The sequence below is a fragment of the Streptomyces sp. NPDC048383 genome (assembly GCF_040651775.1).
In the GTDB taxonomy this organism is placed as follows: Bacteria; Actinomycetota; Actinomycetes; order Streptomycetales; family Streptomycetaceae; genus Streptomyces.
Map to the genome: position 1 here is coordinate 131,660 of NZ_JBEZKS010000014.1, position 16,174 is coordinate 147,833.

General features: G+C 74.1%; 14 protein-coding genes and 1 pseudogene. 5 read left to right on the forward strand and 10 right to left on the reverse strand.

Annotated elements, in window-relative coordinates:
* Complete coding sequence (locus tag AB0D46_RS13030; RefSeq protein ID WP_362877375.1) at nucleotides 1-1,383, forward strand: FAD-binding oxidoreductase; 1,383 nt, start codon at nucleotides 1-3, stop codon at nucleotides 1,381-1,383.
* Between the two features lie 22 nt (nucleotides 1,384-1,405).
* Nucleotides 1,406-3,028, forward strand: a complete 1,623-nt coding sequence (locus AB0D46_RS13035; RefSeq protein ID WP_362877376.1) for a PucR family transcriptional regulator — start codon at nucleotides 1,406-1,408, stop codon at nucleotides 3,026-3,028.
* 183 nt (nucleotides 3,029-3,211) lie between these two features.
* Here the strand turns inward: AB0D46_RS13035 and AB0D46_RS13040 are convergent, their stop codons facing one another.
* The 5 genes from AB0D46_RS13040 to AB0D46_RS13060 form a co-directional block, all read right to left on the reverse strand.
* Nucleotides 3,212-4,333 carry a glycosyltransferase family 4 protein gene (locus tag AB0D46_RS13040; RefSeq protein ID WP_362877377.1) on the reverse strand — a complete coding sequence of 374 codons (1,122 nt, stop codon included), beginning with the start codon at nucleotides 4,331-4,333 and terminating at the stop codon, nucleotides 3,212-3,214.
* A gap of 234 nt (nucleotides 4,334-4,567) precedes the next feature.
* The gene (gene recN / locus AB0D46_RS13045) at nucleotides 4,568-6,286 is read right to left on the reverse strand and encodes a DNA repair protein RecN (protein WP_362877396.1); all 1,719 of its coding nucleotides are present in this window, start codon (nucleotides 6,284-6,286) and stop codon (nucleotides 4,568-4,570) included.
* Nucleotides 6,287-6,420: 134 nt separating this feature from the next.
* The gene (locus AB0D46_RS13050; protein ID WP_362877378.1) at nucleotides 6,421-7,302 is read right to left on the reverse strand and encodes an NAD kinase; all 882 of its coding nucleotides are present in this window, start codon (nucleotides 7,300-7,302) and stop codon (nucleotides 6,421-6,423) included.
* 74 nt (nucleotides 7,303-7,376) lie between these two features.
* On the reverse strand, nucleotides 7,377-8,192 hold the full coding sequence (locus AB0D46_RS13055) for a TlyA family RNA methyltransferase (protein ID WP_362877379.1): 816 nt from the start codon (nucleotides 8,190-8,192) through the stop codon (nucleotides 7,377-7,379).
* A 7-nt stretch (nucleotides 8,193-8,199) separates the two neighbouring features.
* Nucleotides 8,200-8,496: a hypothetical protein gene (locus AB0D46_RS13060; RefSeq protein WP_362877380.1), complete on the reverse strand. Its 297-nt coding sequence runs from the start codon at nucleotides 8,494-8,496 to the stop codon at nucleotides 8,200-8,202.
* 65 nt (nucleotides 8,497-8,561) lie between these two features.
* On the opposite strand from AB0D46_RS13060, the gene AB0D46_RS13065 reads away from it, so the two are divergent.
* Nucleotides 8,562-8,909: an SCP2 sterol-binding domain-containing protein gene (locus AB0D46_RS13065; RefSeq protein WP_362877381.1), complete on the forward strand. Its 348-nt coding sequence runs from the start codon at nucleotides 8,562-8,564 to the stop codon at nucleotides 8,907-8,909.
* Nucleotides 8,910-8,925: 16 nt separating this feature from the next.
* Here AB0D46_RS13065 and AB0D46_RS13070 read toward each other — a convergent pair whose 3' ends face one another.
* From AB0D46_RS13070 to AB0D46_RS13085, 4 genes are all read right to left on the reverse strand, one after another.
* Nucleotides 8,926-9,867, reverse strand: a complete 942-nt coding sequence (locus AB0D46_RS13070) for an ABC transporter ATP-binding protein (protein WP_362877382.1) — start codon at nucleotides 9,865-9,867, stop codon at nucleotides 8,926-8,928.
* A complete protein-coding gene (locus tag AB0D46_RS13075) occupies nucleotides 9,864-10,883 on the reverse strand; it encodes an iron chelate uptake ABC transporter family permease subunit (protein WP_362877397.1) in 1,020 nt (339 codons plus the stop codon). The genes AB0D46_RS13070 and AB0D46_RS13075 overlap by 4 nt, the downstream gene beginning before the upstream one ends.
* A 65-nt stretch (nucleotides 10,884-10,948) precedes the next feature.
* Complete coding sequence (locus AB0D46_RS13080; RefSeq protein ID WP_362877398.1) at nucleotides 10,949-11,962, reverse strand: iron chelate uptake ABC transporter family permease subunit; 1,014 nt, start codon at nucleotides 11,960-11,962, stop codon at nucleotides 10,949-10,951.
* 172 nt (nucleotides 11,963-12,134) lie between these two features.
* A complete protein-coding gene (locus tag AB0D46_RS13085; protein ID WP_362877383.1) occupies nucleotides 12,135-13,220 on the reverse strand; it encodes an HAD-IIA family hydrolase in 1,086 nt (361 codons plus the stop codon).
* Between the two features lie 97 nt (nucleotides 13,221-13,317).
* On the opposite strand from AB0D46_RS13085, the gene AB0D46_RS13090 reads away from it, so the two are divergent.
* Nucleotides 13,318-14,589, forward strand: a complete 1,272-nt coding sequence (locus AB0D46_RS13090; RefSeq protein ID WP_362877384.1) for a DUF1015 domain-containing protein — start codon at nucleotides 13,318-13,320, stop codon at nucleotides 14,587-14,589.
* A 91-nt stretch (nucleotides 14,590-14,680) separates the two neighbouring features.
* On the opposite strand, the gene AB0D46_RS13095 is transcribed toward AB0D46_RS13090, so the two are convergent.
* A complete protein-coding gene (locus AB0D46_RS13095) occupies nucleotides 14,681-15,670 on the reverse strand; it encodes a hypothetical protein (protein WP_362877385.1) in 990 nt (329 codons plus the stop codon).
* A gap of 15 nt (nucleotides 15,671-15,685) precedes the next feature.
* Between AB0D46_RS13095 and AB0D46_RS13100 the strand changes: the two are divergent.
* Nucleotides 15,686-16,174: pseudogene (locus tag AB0D46_RS13100) on the forward strand (hypothetical protein); the annotation flags it as partial.

Consider the following 16,174-nt stretch of genomic DNA (forward strand, 5'->3'; position numbering starts at 1 on the left):
ATGGCTTCCCCATCGAAGGCGACCGCGGCGCTGGCCGCGCTCCGCGAGGACCTCTCGGGCCCCGTCCTCGCTCCGGAGGACAGCGGCTACGACGAGGCCAGGGCGGTCTTCAACGCCATGATCGACCGGCGTCCGGCGGTGATCGCCCAGTGCGAGAGCGAGGCGGACGTGGTCACGGCCGTCCGCTTCGGCCGTGAGATGGACCTGCCGATCGCGGTCCGCGGCGGCGGGCACAGCGTCGCGGGGATGTCCTCGGGCGACGGCGCGCTCGTGGTCGACCTGCGCCGGATGAACGAGGTGACGGTGAGCCCGGGGGCCCGGGCCGTGCGGGTGGGCGGCGGCGCGACCATGAGCCGGTTGGACCGGGCCTGCCAGCCGCACGGCCTGGCGACGACCGGCGGCCGGGCCTCCACCACCGGAGTCGGAGGTTTCGTGCTGGGCGGCGGATCGGGCTGGCTGGACCGGAAGTTCGGGCTGGCCGTCGACAACCTGCTGGGCGTGGACCTGGTGACCGCGGACGGCGAGAGGGTCACCGCGACCGCCGAGGACCACCCGGAGCTCTTCTGGGCGCTGCACGGCGGCGGCGGGAACTTCGGGATCGCCACGTCGATGACGCTGCGGCTGCACGAGCTGCCCGCCATGTCGATCGCGTTCCTGCTGTACCTGCCCGAGTACGGACCTGAGGTGGTCCGTACGTTCCGGGCCGTCGTCGAGGAGGGCCCGCGCGAGGCGAGCGGGGCGGCCCTGTACCTCACCGGCCCGCCGGAGGAGTTCGTACCGAAGCACCTGGTGGGCCGGCTGATGGCGGGCGTGCTGCTGACGTACGCCGGTCCCGAGGACGAGATGCGCAGGCTGGCCGAGCCGCTGCTGGCGCTGCCGCACGAGTCGGAGGTCGTGACGGCCATCGCGTACGCCGATCTCCAGTGCATGATCGACGACCCGCCGGGGCTGCGGAACTACTGGTCGGCGGAGTACCTGACGGGCCTCCCGGACGCCTTCGTGGACGCGTTCTGCGCGCGGGCGGGCACCATGCCGGTGCCGACGGGCACCCAGCACCTGGTGTTCCCGCAGGGCGGCGCGATCGCCGACGGGCCGGCCGACTACCCGGTGCCGTACCGGGACGCGGCCTGGGCGGTGCACCCGTTCGCGATCTGGGAGGACCCGGCGGACGACGAGCCGTGCCGCCAGTGGGTCAAGGAGGTACGGGCGGACGCGGCGCCCTGGTCGACCGGCGCGGTCTACCTCAACTTCACCGGGAACGAGGGCGCGGGGCGGATCGTGGCCGGGCTCGGCGCGGAGAACATGCGCCGGCTGGGGATGGTGAAGCAGGAGTACGACCCGGAGAACGTGTTCCGCTTCAACCACAACATTCCTCCCGCGTGACCCCCTGGTAGCGTCCGGCGACATGGACAATCAGGGCGGGATCACGGTTCAGCGGGCACTGGAGCTGCCGGGGCTGCGCGGCGGTCTCCCGGAGGTGGTGGCCTGCGCCGACCGGGTCGGTCGGACCGTCCGTTGGGTGCACGCGGGCGAGGTCCCCAACATCGCCTCGCTGCTCAAGGGCGGCGAGCTGCTGCTGACCACGGGTCTGGGCCTGGGCACCCGGCCCGCCGAGCAGCGGGCCTTCGTACGCCGTCTCGCGGACCGGGGCATCGCCGCGCTGGTCGTCGAGCTGGGGCCGCGCTTCACGCGGCTGCCGGCGACCCTGGTGGAGACGGCCCGCGCGGCCGGCCTGCCGTTGGTGCAACTGCACCGGGAGGTGCCGTTCGTCGCGGTCACCGAGGAGGTCCACACCGAGATCGTCAACGGCCACTACGCGCTGCTCCAGCGGGCCGAGGAGGTCCACCGGCGCTGTACGGAGGCCCTGCTGGAGGGTGGTGGGATCCCGCAGGTGCTGCGCATCCTGGCCGACTTCACGGCGAACCCGGTCTTCCTGGAGACACCCGACGGGCAGCTGTTGTACGCGGCCGGCCCGGTCGCCGGGGACGCGGCGGCGGACCCGCTCCAGGTGTGGGAGGGGCTGCGCGGTCAGCGCGAGGTCGAGCCCTCGGGGAACGCGGTGGTGATCGACGTGCCCGGTGGCGGTCACGGCACCGGCTCGGTCCGGGCCCGGCTGGTGCTGGCCGGGGTGTCGGCGCCGCTGCTGCCGGTGCACCGGATGGCGGCGGAGCGGACGGCCGGGGTGCTGGCCGTGGTGCTGATGCAGGCCCGGCAGGAGGAGGAGTTGGCGGCGCGCGGCCGCGGCGACTTCCTGACGGACCTGGCGGAGGGCCGCATCTCGGCGGAGGACGCCCCGGCGCAGGCCCGCGTGCTGGGCTTCCGACCGGGTACGGGACCGCTGCTGCCGATCGTGATGCGGCTGTCCACCGACCTGGGGGCCTCGGGGAACTGGGCCGTTTTGGCCCGGGCGGTGCTGGAGGAGCTGGCGTCGGTCGGGGTCCCGGTGCTGCTGGGCGTCCGTCCGGTGGAGGGACGGGTACCGCTGCTGGTGTCGCTGCGCGCGGAGTCGGAGCGCACCACGGTCTCCGACCGGGTCGCGGCCGCGCTGCGGGCGGGCGTCGAGCGGGCGGGCCTGGACCGGGCCGGGGCGCCCCCGGCGGTGGTCGTCGGTGTCTGCGGCAGCTGGGCGGCCGCCTCGGCGGGCCTGCGGCACGCCGCCGAGACGGCCACGGCGGCCCACGGGCTCCCGCCCCGGCCCTGGTACGACGCCCGCCGCCTGGACATCGACCTGCTGCTGTGGCGGCTGCGCGAGCACCCCGACCTGGCGGCCTTCGTGGACCGGGCGATCGGGGCGCTGCGCGTCCACGACGCCGCGTCCCGGCCGCCGCTGCTGCCCACCCTGGAGACGTACCTGGCGCACGCGGGGCGCAAGGCGGAGACGGCCCGGGAGCTGCACCTGAACCGCCAGACCCTCTACAACCGCCTCGCGCGGATCTCCGAGCTGCTGGGCGCGGACCTGGACGACCCGGAGACGGTGCTCTCCCTCAGCCTGGCCCTGCGCGCCCGCCGGCACGTGGTGGCCTCCTGAAGCACCTGGGGGCGTCGGGCATCAGCGTCGACGTCCTGAGGCCCCCCTGGGGCGGCCCGCGTCAGGGTCGGCGTCCTCAGGCACCCGGGCGGCGGGCGTCAGCGTCAGCGTCCTGAGGCACCCCTGAAGCGGCCCGCGTGAGCGTCGGCGTCGGCGCTCCGAGGGACCCAGGGGCGGCCCGCGTCAGCGGCCGCGTTCCATCAGCTCGTCGTACACCGACAGGACCTGCGCGACCGTGTCGTCCTCGGACGGCCACGTCGCGGCCTGGGCCCGCCCGGCCGCCGCGAGGTCCGCGCGCCGCCCGGGGTCGCCGAGCAGCGCGGCCACGGCGCCGGCCAGCGCGCCGGGGTCCCCGTACGGGACGAGCACGGCCGCGTCGCCGACCAGCTCGGGCACCGCGCCGACCTCGGTGGCAACCAGGGCCACCCCGGCCCGCAGGGCCTCCTGGGCCAGCAGCGAGCGTCCTTCCCAGCGGCTCGGCAGCACGGCGACGTCGGCGGCGGCCAGCAGCCGGTCGGCGTCGCGGCGCCGGCCCAGCAGCCGTACGGGCAGGCCCTCCTCCTCGATGCGCCGGGACAGTTCGGCCCGCAGCGGCCCCTCCCCCGCGATGACGAGCAGCGGTACCGGGTCCAGGGCCCGCCAGGCGCGCGCCGCGTCCAGCAGGACGGAGTACCCGCGCCGGGCCACCAGGCTCCCGACGGCGATGACCAACGGCCGCTCCACGACGCCCAGTTCGGCCCGGGTCTTGTCCGCGTCGACCACCGGCTCCGCCCCGTCGGGCAGCCCCGCGGGTACCGCCACGGCGGCGAGTCGGGCGTCGCGCGCCCCGCGCAGCCGGGCGAGGTCCACCTGGTCGGAGGAGGCGCCCAGCACCACCGCCGCGGTGCGGGCCACGTGCCGCTCCAGCAGTCGGCCGAGGCGGCCGAACGGGCCGGGCGCCTCGGGGGCGCCGCCGTGCCAGGTCACCACCAGCGGCACCCGTCGGCCGCGCAGGGCCAGGGCGGCCCGCATGCCGGCGCGCACGCCGTGCGCGTGCACCAGGTCCGCCCCGGCGCAGGCGGCCCGCAGCGCGCTCGCGGCGTCCGGCGTGAACTCGGCGCCGGCGCCGGTGAAGTCGTACTCCCCCTCCGACGCGACGGGGGCGCACACCGTCACGCGTACCCCGCGCGCGGCCAGACCGGTCGTCAGGGACCGTACGTGGGCGCTGCTGCCCGCGCCCGCACCGCCGAGGATCTGGACGGTGCGCAGCGGGGGCCGCCCGTACGGTTGTGCGGGAGCGGGGAAGGAAACCGGGGAGCTGCTCACGGGCCGAAGCTCCAGGGGGAGGAGTCAGGGACGTCGCCCAGGATGCCAGTCCGCACGCGCGTTCCGGGACCATACGGGTGCGGATCCCGTACGGGATACCGCGCGACGTCCGCAGGCCTCACCCACACGGGCTACTTCGACGTCACCCCGGAGCCGGCCGGAGCCCTGCCCCGACCCTCCCGGATGTGCCGGAGGGGCCCGGGGCGGACGTCGCCGCGGGCCCCTCCGGCGGTGTCAGGCGTCGGCGCGCGCCGCGTCGAGGAGTTCCTCGGCGTGGGCCCGGGCGGTCTGCGAGTCCTCCTGCCCGGCCAGCATCCGGGACAGTTCGCGGATCCGGTCCTCGCCCTCCAGCACGGTGACGCCCGAGCGGGTCACGGACCCGTCGACGGTCTTCTCCACCAGCAACTGCCGGTCGGCGAAGGCGGCCACCTGCGGAAGGTGGGTGACGACGACGACCTGCGCGGACTTGGCCAGCTTCGCGAGCCGCCGCCCGACCTCGACGGCCGCCTTGCCGCCGACGCCCGCGTCGACCTCGTCGAAGAGGTAGGTGGGCACCGGGTCGGACCCGGCGAAGACGACCTCCACGGCGAGCATGACCCGCGACAGCTCACCGCCCGAGGCGCCCTTGGCGATCGGCCGCGGCTGGGCGCCCGGGTGCGGGGCCAGCAGCAGTTCGACCTCGTCGGCGCCCGAGGGTCCGTAGGCGACCGGGCGGCCGCCGACCTCGACGCCCTCGGCGTCCTCGGTCTGCCGGATGTCGATCGTCACGCGGGCGTGCGGCATGGCCAGGGAGGCCAGTTCCGCGGTCACGGCGGAGGCGAACCGTTCGGCCGCCTCGCCGCGTGCGTCCGTCAACGCCTGCGCCAGCAGCGACAGTTCGTCGCGCAGCGCGTCCCGTTCGGCGGTCAGCTCCGCGATCCGCTCGTCGTCCCCGTCCAGCTCCAGCAACCGGGCGGAGCCCTGCTGGGCCCACTGGAGCACGGAGTCGATGGAGTCGCCGTACTTGCGGGTGAGCTGGGTCAGCGCCGCCCGGCGCTCCTCCACCGCGGCCAGCCGCAGCGGATCGGCGTCGAGGTCGTCGGCGTACCCCGCGAGTTCGCCGGCCACGTCGGTGAGCAGGATGCCGAGCTCCCCGATGCGCTCGGCGAGCGCGCCGAGGACCGGGTCGTGGGCGCGTACGGATTCCAGGGCCCGGTGCGCGCCCGCGACGAGCGTGTTCGCGTCGATGCCCTCCGGGTCCTCGGGGTTGCCCGCGAGGGCCGCGTGGGCGACCTGGGCGGCCGACGCGAGCGATTCGGCGTGTCCGAGCCGCTCGGCCTCCGCCGCGAGCTCGGCGTCCTCGCCGGGCAGCGGTTCCACGGCGGCGACCTCGTCGAGGCCGAAGCGCAGCAGGTCCGCCTCCTGGGCCCGCTCCCGGGCCCGGGTGGTGAGGGTGTCCAGCTCGACGGCGACGGCGCGCAGCCTGCGGTAGGCGCCGGCGTACTTCTCCAGGGGGACGGCGACCGCGTCCCCGGCGTACCGGTCGAGGGCCTGGCGCTGCCGGGCGGGCCGCAGGAGGCCCTGCTGGTCGGTCTGGCCGTGCACGGCGATCAGTTCGTCCGCGAGCTCGCCGAGCAGGCCGACGGGCACGGAGCGGCCGCCGACGTGGGCGCGCGAGCGCCCCTCGGCGGACACGGTCCGGCTGATCAGCAGGACGCCCTCGTCGAGCTCCGCCCCGGCCTCCTCGGCGCGCAGGGCGGCGGGCGAGTCCGGGCGCAGGACGATGCGGCCCTCGACCACCGCGGCCTTGGCCCCGATCCGGACCAGGGCCGGGTCGGCGCGGCCGCCGAGCAGCAGGCCGAGGCTGGTGACGACCATCGTCTTGCCCGCGCCGGTCTCGCCGGTCACCGCGGTGAATCCGGGCGACAGCTCGACCACAGCGTCGTCGATGACCCCGAGCGACCGTATCCGCATCTCCTCAAGCACGGGACGACGATACCGAGGTTTCACCGGTGCCATGGGACAGCACCCACCCCGAGCGTTTCGAACGCGTGTACCAATACCGACTTATGGGACGGTCCCCGAGGGAGGCTTCGGACGCCCTGCGCCTAGTGGGGCGCGCCGCGCCAGCCCGAGACCGGCAGCGCGAACTTCGCGACGAGCCGGTCCGTGAAGGACGCGTGGTGCAGCCGGGCGAGCCGCACCGGAACGGTGCCCCGACGGACCTCCACCCGGGCCCCGGACGGCAGTTCCAGCATCCGCCGCCCGTCGCACCACAGCACGCCGTGCGGGGTGCCCGTCTGCACCTCGACCGCCAGCACCGAGTCCGGCGAGGTCACCAGCGGCTTCGCGAACAGCGCGTGCGCGCTGATCGGCACCATCAGCAGCGCCTCCACCTCCGGCCACACCACCGGTCCGCCCGCCGAGAAGGCGTACGCCGTGGAGCCCGTCGGCGTCGCGCAGACGATCCCGTCACACCCGAAGCCGGTCACCGGGCGCCCGTCGATCTCCAGGACCACCTCCAGCATCCGCTCCGGGGACACCTTCTGGATGGCCGCCTCGTTCAGCGCCCAGTCCCGGTGGACCACGTCACCGTTCGTCCGTACGAGGACGTCGAGGGTCATCCGCTCCTCGACCTCGTACTCCCGGGTGACGACACGGTCCACGACCCGGTCCAGGTCGTCGCGCTCGGCCTCGGCGAGGAACCCGACCCGGCCGAGGTTGACGCCGAGCATCGGAACGCCCGAGCCGCGCGCGAACTCCGCCCCGCGCAGCAGGGTCCCGTCGCCGCCCAGCACGATCAGCAGCTCACACCCCTCCAGCACCGTGGGCGTGCACTCCGCGACGAGTTCCACCTCGGGCGGCAGCGGCAGGTCCGCCGCCTCGTGCTCCAGGACGCGGACCCCGAGGCCCGACTTGAGGAGGCCCTGCACGACCAGTTCCGCACTGCGGATGGCCGCGGGCCGCCCCGTGTGCGCGACCAGGAACACGGTGCGCGCCGCCGCCGGATCCGGTTCTCCCGGACCCGTCGGAAATGCCGAACCCGTTGACGCCGACGAATCTGTCACTGAGGCCCCTCCGCCACTGCACGGTCCACATCCCCCGGGTCGAGTGCCGGTGCTCCCGCCCGCAGCCACAAAAAGTACTCGACGTTCCCCGACGGCCCGGGCAGCGGGCTCGCCGTCACCCCGACCACGCCCAGCCCCAGCTTCCAGGCCCGCGCCGCGACGTCGCGCACCGCTTCGGCGCGCAGCTCGGTGCTGCGCACCACGCCGCCGCTGCCGAGCCGGTCCTTGCCCACCTCGAACTGCGGCTTCACCATCAGCACCAGGTCCGCGCCGGGTGCCGTGCACCGTACGAGCGCGGGCAGCACCAGCCCGATCGAGATGAAGGACAGGTCGCCGACGACCAGGTCCACCGGGATCCCGTCGATCAGCTCGACGGTCAGCTCGCGGACGTTGGTGCGGTCCTTCACCGTGACCCGGTCGTCGCTCTGCAGGGACCAGGCGAGCTGCCCGTAGCCGACGTCGACGGCGACGACGTGGTCCACGCCCGCCCGCAGCAGCACGTCGGTGAAGCCGCCGGTGGAGGCTCCCGCGTCGAGCGCCCGCCGACCCTCGACGACCAGGCCCTGCGGCCCGAACGCCGCGAGGGCGCCGGCCAGCTTGTGGCCGCCCCGGGAGACGTAGTCGGGATCGCTGTCGTCCTTCAGCACGACGAGGGCCGCGCTGGTCTCGACCTGGGTGGCCGGCTTGGTCGCGGTGGTTCCGCCCACCGTCACCCGACCGGCGGCGATCAGCTGCGCCGCGTGCTCCCGCGAGCGGGCCATGCTGCGGCGTACGAGTTCGGCGTCCAGGCGGCGGCGTGCCACTCCTGCCACGATCGGTTCAGCTCCTGTTTTCGTAAGGTCCGGGGACGGTCGGTGCGTCCAGCACGGTCAGCGCCTCGCGCAGTCCCCTGTGCACATCCTCGTACACCTCGACGTGTCCGTCCGCCGCGAGCCGGTCCGCGTCCGCCAGCCGCTCCAGATGGCCGTCGACGCCCGCGTGGCCCGTGGGGGTCCGTACGACGCCCAGCGGAGCGGGCGCGGCCGGTGCGGCGGACTCCGACGCGAGGTCCTCGCCGGACGCCGTTCCTGGCCCCTCGGGGCGGTCCGCGGCGCTCTCCGGTCGTTCGTCGGTCATGGTGCGACGCTACCGCGAAGCGCGTCGACGGCCGCGCACGGCTCTGCGGTACGGTCGTGATCACCATGGCTACGATCGAGGAGTGCCGCGAAGCACTCGACCGACTTTCCGACAACCTGGCGCGGGCCGAGGGCGACGTGCGCGGCGCGACCGCCCTGGACCGCTCCCTGAGCTGTCACATCACCGACCTCGACCGGACCTTCACCGGCCGGCTCGACGACGGCCGGATCCGGGTGGACGCGGTCGAGCCCGGCCCGCCCCGCGCGAAGGCCGGGATCAGGCTCGCGATGACCGGGGACGACCTGCTCGCGCTGGTCGCGGGCGAGCTGAAGTTCCCCAAGGCCTGGGCCTCCGGCCGGGTCCGGCTGGAGGCCGGCTTCCGCGATCTGCTGCGCCTGAAGTCCCTGCTGTAGGGCGGGGCCCCGCGGTTCAGGGCGCTCCGGCGGCCGCGCGCGTACGGGCCGAGCGGCCCGCCGGCACCACCAGGGGCGTTCCCGTCTCCGGGTCCTCGATGATCTGGCAGCGGACCCCGAAGACCTCCTCCACCAGCTCGGCGGTGACCACCTCGGCGGGCGGCCCCTGAGCGACGACGACTCCCCCGCGCAGCGCGATCAGGTGGGTTGCGTAGCGGGCGGCGTGGTTCAGGTCGTGGAGCACCGCCACCAGGGTCCGGCCCTGTTCCTCGTGCAGCTCCGCGCACAGGTCGAGGACGTCGAGCTGGTGCTGGATGTCCAGGTAGGTCGTCGGCTCGTCGAGCAGCAGCAGCGGGGTCTGCTGGGCGAGCGCCATCGCGATCCACACCCGCTGGCGCTGCCCGCCCGACAGCTCGTCCACGGACCGGTCGGCGAGCTCGCCGACCCCGGTGGCGGCCATCGACTCGTTCACGATCCGCTCGTCCTGCGGCGACCACTGGCGCAACAGTCCCTGGTGCGGGTACCGGCCGCGCGAGACGAGGTCGGCGACGGTGATGCCGTCGGGGGCGATTGAGGACTGCGGGAGCAGGCCCAGCGTCCTGGCCACCTTCTTGGCGGGCATCGACGCGATGGCCTGCCCGTCCAACAGCACCCGCCCCGTGGACGGCTTCAGCATCCGCGACAGGGCCCGCAGCAGTGTCGACTTCCCGCAGGCGTTGGGGCCCACGATCACCGTGAAGGAGTGGTCGGGTATCTCCACCGACAGGTTCTCCGCGATGATCCGCTGGTCGTAGCCGAGCGTGACGTTCTCCGCGATCAGCCGCTGCACGTGCGTACTCCTCGTAGGGCCGGACTGGTTGCCGGACTGGTTGCCGGACTGGTTGCCGATGCCGAGCGCGTCGCCGGACTCGTCGTCGCGTTGATCGCCGGGGCGGGTTCCGCCGGCCCGCGCCCTCATATGCGGCCCGCCTTGCGCTCCGAGACCAGCAGCCCGAGCAGGTAGAGACCGCCGACGAGCCCGGTCACCACACCCACCGGCAGTTGGTCCGCGCCGAACGCCCGCTGCGAGGCCAGGTCGGAGGCCAGCAGCAGGACGGCGCCCATCAGCGCGCCGGTCAGCAGGTTCGAGCCGGTCGAGCGGCTCAGCCGCCGCGCCAGCTGGGGCGCGGCCAGCGCGACGAAGCTGATCGGCCCGGCGGCCGCGGCCGCTGCGGTGGTCAGGACGATCGCCGCCGGCACCAGCACCATGCGGGTGCGCTCCACCCGCACGCCCAGCGCGTACGCGGCGTCGTCACCCATCTCCATCGTGCGCAGCGCCCGGCTCTGCCCGAGGACCAGCGGGAACAGTACGGCGCAGGTCGCCAGCAGCGGCCACACCTGCGCCCAGTCCCGGCCGGCCAGCGAACCCGTCAGCCAGACCATCGCCCGGGTGGCCTCGACGACCTGGGCCTTGGTCATCAGGTACTGGATCACCGCGACGAGCACGGCCGAGGAACCGATGCCGACGAGCACCAACCGGTACCCCTGGATCCCCTGCTTGTACGCGAGCAGGTAGACGGCGGCGCCCGCCAGCAGACCGCCGACCAGCGCGCCCAGCGCCACCTGGCCGGCGCCGCCGTTGAAGACGACGATGACGACGAGCGCGCCGACCGACGCGCCGTGCCCGAAGCCCAGCAGGTCGGGCGAACCGAGCGGGTTGCGGGAGACGGACTGGAACACCGCGCCGGACATCCCGAGGGCCGCGCCGACCAGGACGGCGACGAGGACCCGGGGCAGCCGCAGGTCGTTGACGATGAAGGCGTGGGCGGGGCTGCCGTTGCCCAACAGGGTCCGTACGACGTCCGCGGGCGCGATCTCGAAGTCGCCGGTGCCGATCAGCACGACGGCGAGCACCGCGGTCGCGACGGCCAGCAGCACGCCGGTGACCAGCGCGCGCGGCTCCACGCGCAGCGAGGTCCGCCCGGGCCCGCGCAGCGCCCGTAGCCGTGCCTTCGGAGCGGCGGCGCCGGCGACGGCCGCGGTCTTCGTACCGTTCGCGCTCACAGCTGGGCCATCCTCTTGCGCCGCACCAGGTGGATGAAGACCGGGCCGCCGATCAGCGCCGTGACGATGCCGACCTGCAGTTCCGCGGGCCGGGTGACGACCCGTCCGATGACGTCGGCGCCCAGCAACAGGACCGGCGCCAGCACCGCCGAGTACACCAGCACCCAGCGCATGTCCGGCCCGGTCACGGCCCGCACCAGGTGCGGGATCATCAGCCCGACGAACACGATCGGCCCGCACGCCGCGGTCGCCGCCCCGCACAGCAGGGTGATGGCGACCATCGCGGCGATCCGGGTCCGCGTCAGGTGGGTGCCGAGCGCCCGCGCCGTGTCGTCGCCCATGGCCATGGCGTTGAGCGGGCGCCCCAGCAGCAGCGCGAGGGCCGCGCCGGCCAGCAGGAAGGGGGCGACCTGTTGGACGGTGTCCATGGTCGCGGAGGACAGCGAACCGACCGTCCAGAAGCGCAGCTTGTCCAGCGCCTTGGAGTCCGTCAGCTGCACGGCGTTGATGTAGCCGACGAGCGCGGCGCTGGCGGCCGTACCGGCGAGCGCGAGGCGCACCGGCGTCGCGCTGCGGCTGCCCCCGAGCACGTAGACGGCGACGGAGACGACGCCCGCACCGAGGAAGGCCCACCACACGAACTCGGTCAGCGAGGCGGCCCCGAAGAAGCTGATGGCCGACACGACGGCGGCCGCGGCGCCCGCGTTCACGCCCAGGATGCCGGGCTCGGCCAGCGGGTTGCGGGTCAGGGCCTGCATCACCGCGCCGGACAGGCCGAGGCCCAACCCGACGAGCACCCCGAGGAGGGTGCGCGGGACCCTCAGGTCCCGCACCACCACGTCGTTCGGGGTTCCGGTGTACGAGAACAGGCCGTGCCAGACCTCGCCGAGGGACATCGGCTTGGCCCCGACGGCGATGCTCGCCACCAGGACGAGGGCCAGTACGGCGACCGCGCCGAGCAGCCCGGCCGCGCGCGCGGCGTGGCGCGGGCGACCGGCGGAGACCGGCACGGTGCTCCGCTCGGACGCGGAGGATTCGGGGGGACTGTCGACCAACACGAAGGTTAGGCTAACCTACCTAATCGACGATACGTTCATCCGAACGACCCAGCCGAACACCCGCGGGAACGCCCGGGTGAGGACCGGGTGAAGGCCCGACTGGACGCCCGACTGAACGCCCGCCTCAGAGCCCCAACTTGGCCAGCGCCTTCGCCACGTCGTGCGCGTAGGAGCCGTCCCCGGCCGCCGACCAGGCGACCGCGCACAGCGCCCGCAGCCCGTCGATCGGGTCCGGGTCCGCGCCCGCGTCCCCGTCCGCCTCCGCCCCCGGCGTCCCCCCGGTGTCCGAGACCTTCGAGACGTCCAGGTACGTGCCCCTGTCCACGGCGCTCCAGCCACCGCACCGCCAGGCACCGGCCCGTTCCGTCGGTTCCGGCTGCCCGGTCAACAGCCCGCGCAGGTCACGGTCCACGTACGTCGGCCGGTGCTTCGGCTCGGCCCGCAGCAACTGCGCGGCGTCCGTCACCCCGGTCAGCACGAGCAGCGAGTCGACGTCCCCGTTGTGGGCGCCCTCGATGTCGGTGTCCAGCCGGTCCCCGACCACCAGCGGCCGCTTCGCCCCGCTCCGCAGCACCGTCTCCCGGTGCATCGGGGGCAGCGGCTTCCCCGCCACCTGCGGCTCCGCGCCCGTCGCGATCCGTACGACCTCCACGGCCGCCCCGTTGCCCGGCGCGATCCCGCGCGCGCCCGGAATCGTCAGGTCCGTGTTCGACGCGTACCAGGGCACCCCCCGGTTGATGGCGTACGAGGCCTCCGCGAACCGCCCCCACGCCAGGTCCGGCCCCCCGTACCCCTGGACGACCGCCGCGAGCCCCTCCTCCTCCGCCGAGTCCACCGGCACCAACCCGCGCTCGCGCAACGCGACCCGCAGCCCCTCGCCCCCGATCACCAGCACCTTCGCGCCGGGTTCCACCTGATCGGCGATCAGCCGGGCCACCGCCTGCGCCGAGGTGATCACCTCGGCCGCGTCCGTCGGAATGCCGAGCTCGCCGAGGTGCTCCGCGACCGCCTCCGGCGTCCGCAGCGCGTTGTTGGTGACGTAGGCGAGGTGCATGCCCTCCTCCCGGGCCACCGCGAGGGAGTCCACCGCGTGCGTAATCGCGCGGCCCCCCGCGTACACCACCCCGTCCAGGTCCAGCAGGGCCGTGTCGTACGCCTGGTGCAGACTCCGCTCACTGCCCGCGGGACTGGTCCTGCTCTGCCGGCTCATCCGGTGCGCTCCTCACATGATCGAACTTGTCCGATATTGCGCTACCCACTGCTCCCCCGATCATCCCGCATCGCGAGACGGGTCTTACCATGCACCAATGACCACACCTGGCAACGCGGAGCACGGGCTGCGCCTGATCCCCTTCCACGGACTGCGTTACGTCCCGGAACGCGTCGGCAGCCTGTCCGCCGTCACCTCGCCGCCGTACGACGTGGTCGTACGACCCGACGGAGTCGACTACCTCGAATCCGCCGACCCGCACAACATCGTCCGGCTCATCCTCCCGCAGGCCGAGACCCCGGCCGCCCGCAACGAGCAGGCCGCCCGCACCCTCCACGACTGGCTGGCCGAGGGCGTCCTCAGCGCCGATCCCGACGCCGCGCTCTACGTCTACGAGCAGCGCAAGGGCCCTCTCCTGCAACGCGGCGTCGTCGGCGCCCTGGCCCTGTCGACCGCGGACGCCGGCATCGTCCTGCCGCACGAGGACGTCATGCCGGACGTCGTCACCGACCGCGCCGGCCTGATGCGCGCGACGTCGGCGAACCTGGAACCGCTGCTGCTCACCTACCGCGGTGACGGACCGGGTACCGGAGCCGCTGCGGTCGTCGAGGCGGCCGCCACCCGCACCCCCCTGCTGTCCACCGTCACCGAGGACGGGTTCCTGCACCGGCTGTGGGCCGTCACCGACCCGTCCGAACTGGCCGCCGTCGCCGCCGACCTCGGCCACCGCCAGGCCCTCATCGCCGACGGCCACCACCGCTGGGCGACGTACCTGCGCCTCCAGGAGGAGCACGGCTCCCCCACCCCGTGGGACTTCGGCCTGGTCCTCCTCGTCGACACGGCCCGCTACCCGCTCCAGGTCCGCGCCATCCACCGGATGCTGCGCCGCCTCCCCCTCGCCGACGCGCTGGCCGCACTCGAAGGGCACTTCCGCGTCCGCCCCGTCGACGGGCCCCTGCCGCTCGCCCTGGAGGTCCTCGGGGACGCATCGGAACGCGGCAACGCCTTCCTGCTCACCGGGGACGGCACCTTCCACCTGGTCACCGACCCCGACCCGGAGCTGATCGCCCGCACCGTACGCCGCGACCGCCCCGAGGCCTGGCGCCGGCTCGACGCGACGGTGCTGCACGCCTCCCTGCTGGACACCCTGTGGCGGGTACCGGACGCACCGGACCACATCACGTACATCCACGACGCCCCCGCGACCGTCGCCATGGCCGAACGGCACGGCGGCACGGCCGTCCTGCTGCACCCCGTACGTGAGGACGTGGTGCGGGACCTGGCCCGCCAGGGCGTCACGATGCCCCGCAAGTCCACGTCCTTCGGACCGAAGCCGGCGACGGGCCTGGTCCTGCGCAGCCTCGACTGATCGCCGGCCCGCCGGTCGGTCGGGCCCGAACGCACGAAAGGGCGGTACCCCCGGTGGGGTACCGCCCTTTCGTGCGTGTCAGTCAGGCCGCTCAGACCCGGTCGTCGCGCTCGTCGCGCTCGTTCCTGGCATCGCGGTCGTCGAGCTCATCGCGCTGGTCGTCAGGCTCGTCGTCGCGCTCATCACGCTCGTCGTCGCGCTCGTCGTCGCGCTCGTCGTCCTCGTCGTCCTCGTCGTCCTCGTCGTCCTCGATGACCACGATCTCGTCGGTGACATCGACGTCGGAGTCCTCGACGGGCTCGTACTCGTCGTCGTCCTCGTCGTAGTACTCGGCCTGGTCACCCGCGCGCTCGGCGGCGGCGACTTCGGCGTCGTCCTGGCCGTCGTCCTCGTCGTCCTCGTCGCCGAAGTCGGCGTCCGAGTCGTCGTCGTGAGCGTTGTCCGCGAGGGTCGCGGCGTCCACGAACTCGACGCCGTCGATCTCCGCGAGGCGGTCGGAGGCGTCGGTCGCCCCCTCCTTGTCCGCTTCGAGGGTCTTGGCGAACCACTCGCGCGCCTCGTCCTCACGACCGGCCGCCAGCAGGGCGTCGGCGTAGGCGTACCGCAGGCGGGCCGTCCACGGCTGCACGGAGCTGGAGGCCAGCTCCGGGCTCTGCAGGGTGACGATGGCCGCGTCGAGCTCGCCCATGTCACGGCGGGCACCGGCGGCGACCAGACGCATCTCGACCTGGCCGGCCTTGTCCAGCTTCTGCACCTCGGGCTCACCGGCCATGGCCAGCGCCCGCTCCGGACGGCCGAGGCCGCGCTCGCAGTCGGCCATCACGGGCCACAGCTCGACGGAACCGGTCATCCGCTTCGCGGCACGGAACTCGGCGAGCGCCTCGCTGTACTTCTGCGTGGCGTACGCGGCGAAGCCGGCGGCCTCGCGGACGGCGGCGACGCGGGAGGCCAGACGCAGGGCGATGCGGGCGTACGCGTACGACTGCTCCGGGTCCTCGTCGATCAGCCGGGCCACCATGACCAGGTTCCGCGACACTTCCTCGGCCAGGCCCTTGGGCAGGCTCAGGAGCTCCTGACGCACATCGGCGTCGATCTCGTGGCCGGTGATGTCGTCGTCGATCGGAAGCCGCTTGACCGGGTCCCGGTCACGGTCGGCCCGGAAGTCACGGTCGCCACCCCGGTCGTCACGCCCGCGGAAGCCGCCACGGTCGCCACCGCGGTCATCGCGGCCACCACGGAACCCACCACGGTCGCCACCCCGGTCATCACGGCGCGGGTAGGACGGACGGTCACCACCACGGTCGTCACGACCGCCACGGAACCCACCACGCTCGTCATCACGACGCGGGAAGCTCGGACGGTCCCCGCCCCGGTCATCACGACGCGGGAAGGACGGACGGTCACCACCACGGTCGTCACGACCGCCACGGAACCCACCACGCTCGTCATCACGACGCGGGTACGACGGACGGTCGCCACCCCTGTCGTCGCGACGCGGGAAGGACGGACGGTCGCCACCACGGTCATCACGACGGAAACCGCCGCCACCACCCGCAGGACGCCCACCACGGTCATCGTCACGACG

Excerpts from the sequence above, each read along its gene's own strand:
- AB0D46_RS13060 (WP_362877380.1), bottom strand. The coding sequence starts at position 8,496 with ATGACCGACGAACGACCGGAGAGCGCCGCGGACCGCCCCGAGGGGCCA.
- AB0D46_RS13035 (WP_362877376.1), top strand. The coding sequence starts at position 1,406 with ATGGACAATCAGGGCGGGATCACGGTTCAGCGGGCACTGGAGCTGCCG.
- AB0D46_RS13030 (WP_362877375.1), top strand. The coding sequence starts at position 1 with ATGGCTTCCCCATCGAAGGCGACCGCGGCGCTGGCCGCGCTCCGCGAG.
- AB0D46_RS13085 (WP_362877383.1), bottom strand. The coding sequence starts at position 13,220 with ATGAGCCGGCAGAGCAGGACCAGTCCCGCGGGCAGTGAGCGGAGTCTG.
- AB0D46_RS13090 (WP_362877384.1), top strand. The coding sequence starts at position 13,318 with ATGACCACACCTGGCAACGCGGAGCACGGGCTGCGCCTGATCCCCTTC.
- AB0D46_RS13070 (WP_362877382.1), bottom strand. The coding sequence starts at position 9,867 with ATGAGGGCGCGGGCCGGCGGAACCCGCCCCGGCGATCAACGCGACGAC.
- AB0D46_RS13065 (WP_362877381.1), top strand. The coding sequence starts at position 8,562 with ATGGCTACGATCGAGGAGTGCCGCGAAGCACTCGACCGACTTTCCGAC.
- recN (WP_362877396.1), bottom strand. The coding sequence starts at position 6,286 with ATGCGGATACGGTCGCTCGGGGTCATCGACGACGCTGTGGTCGAGCTG.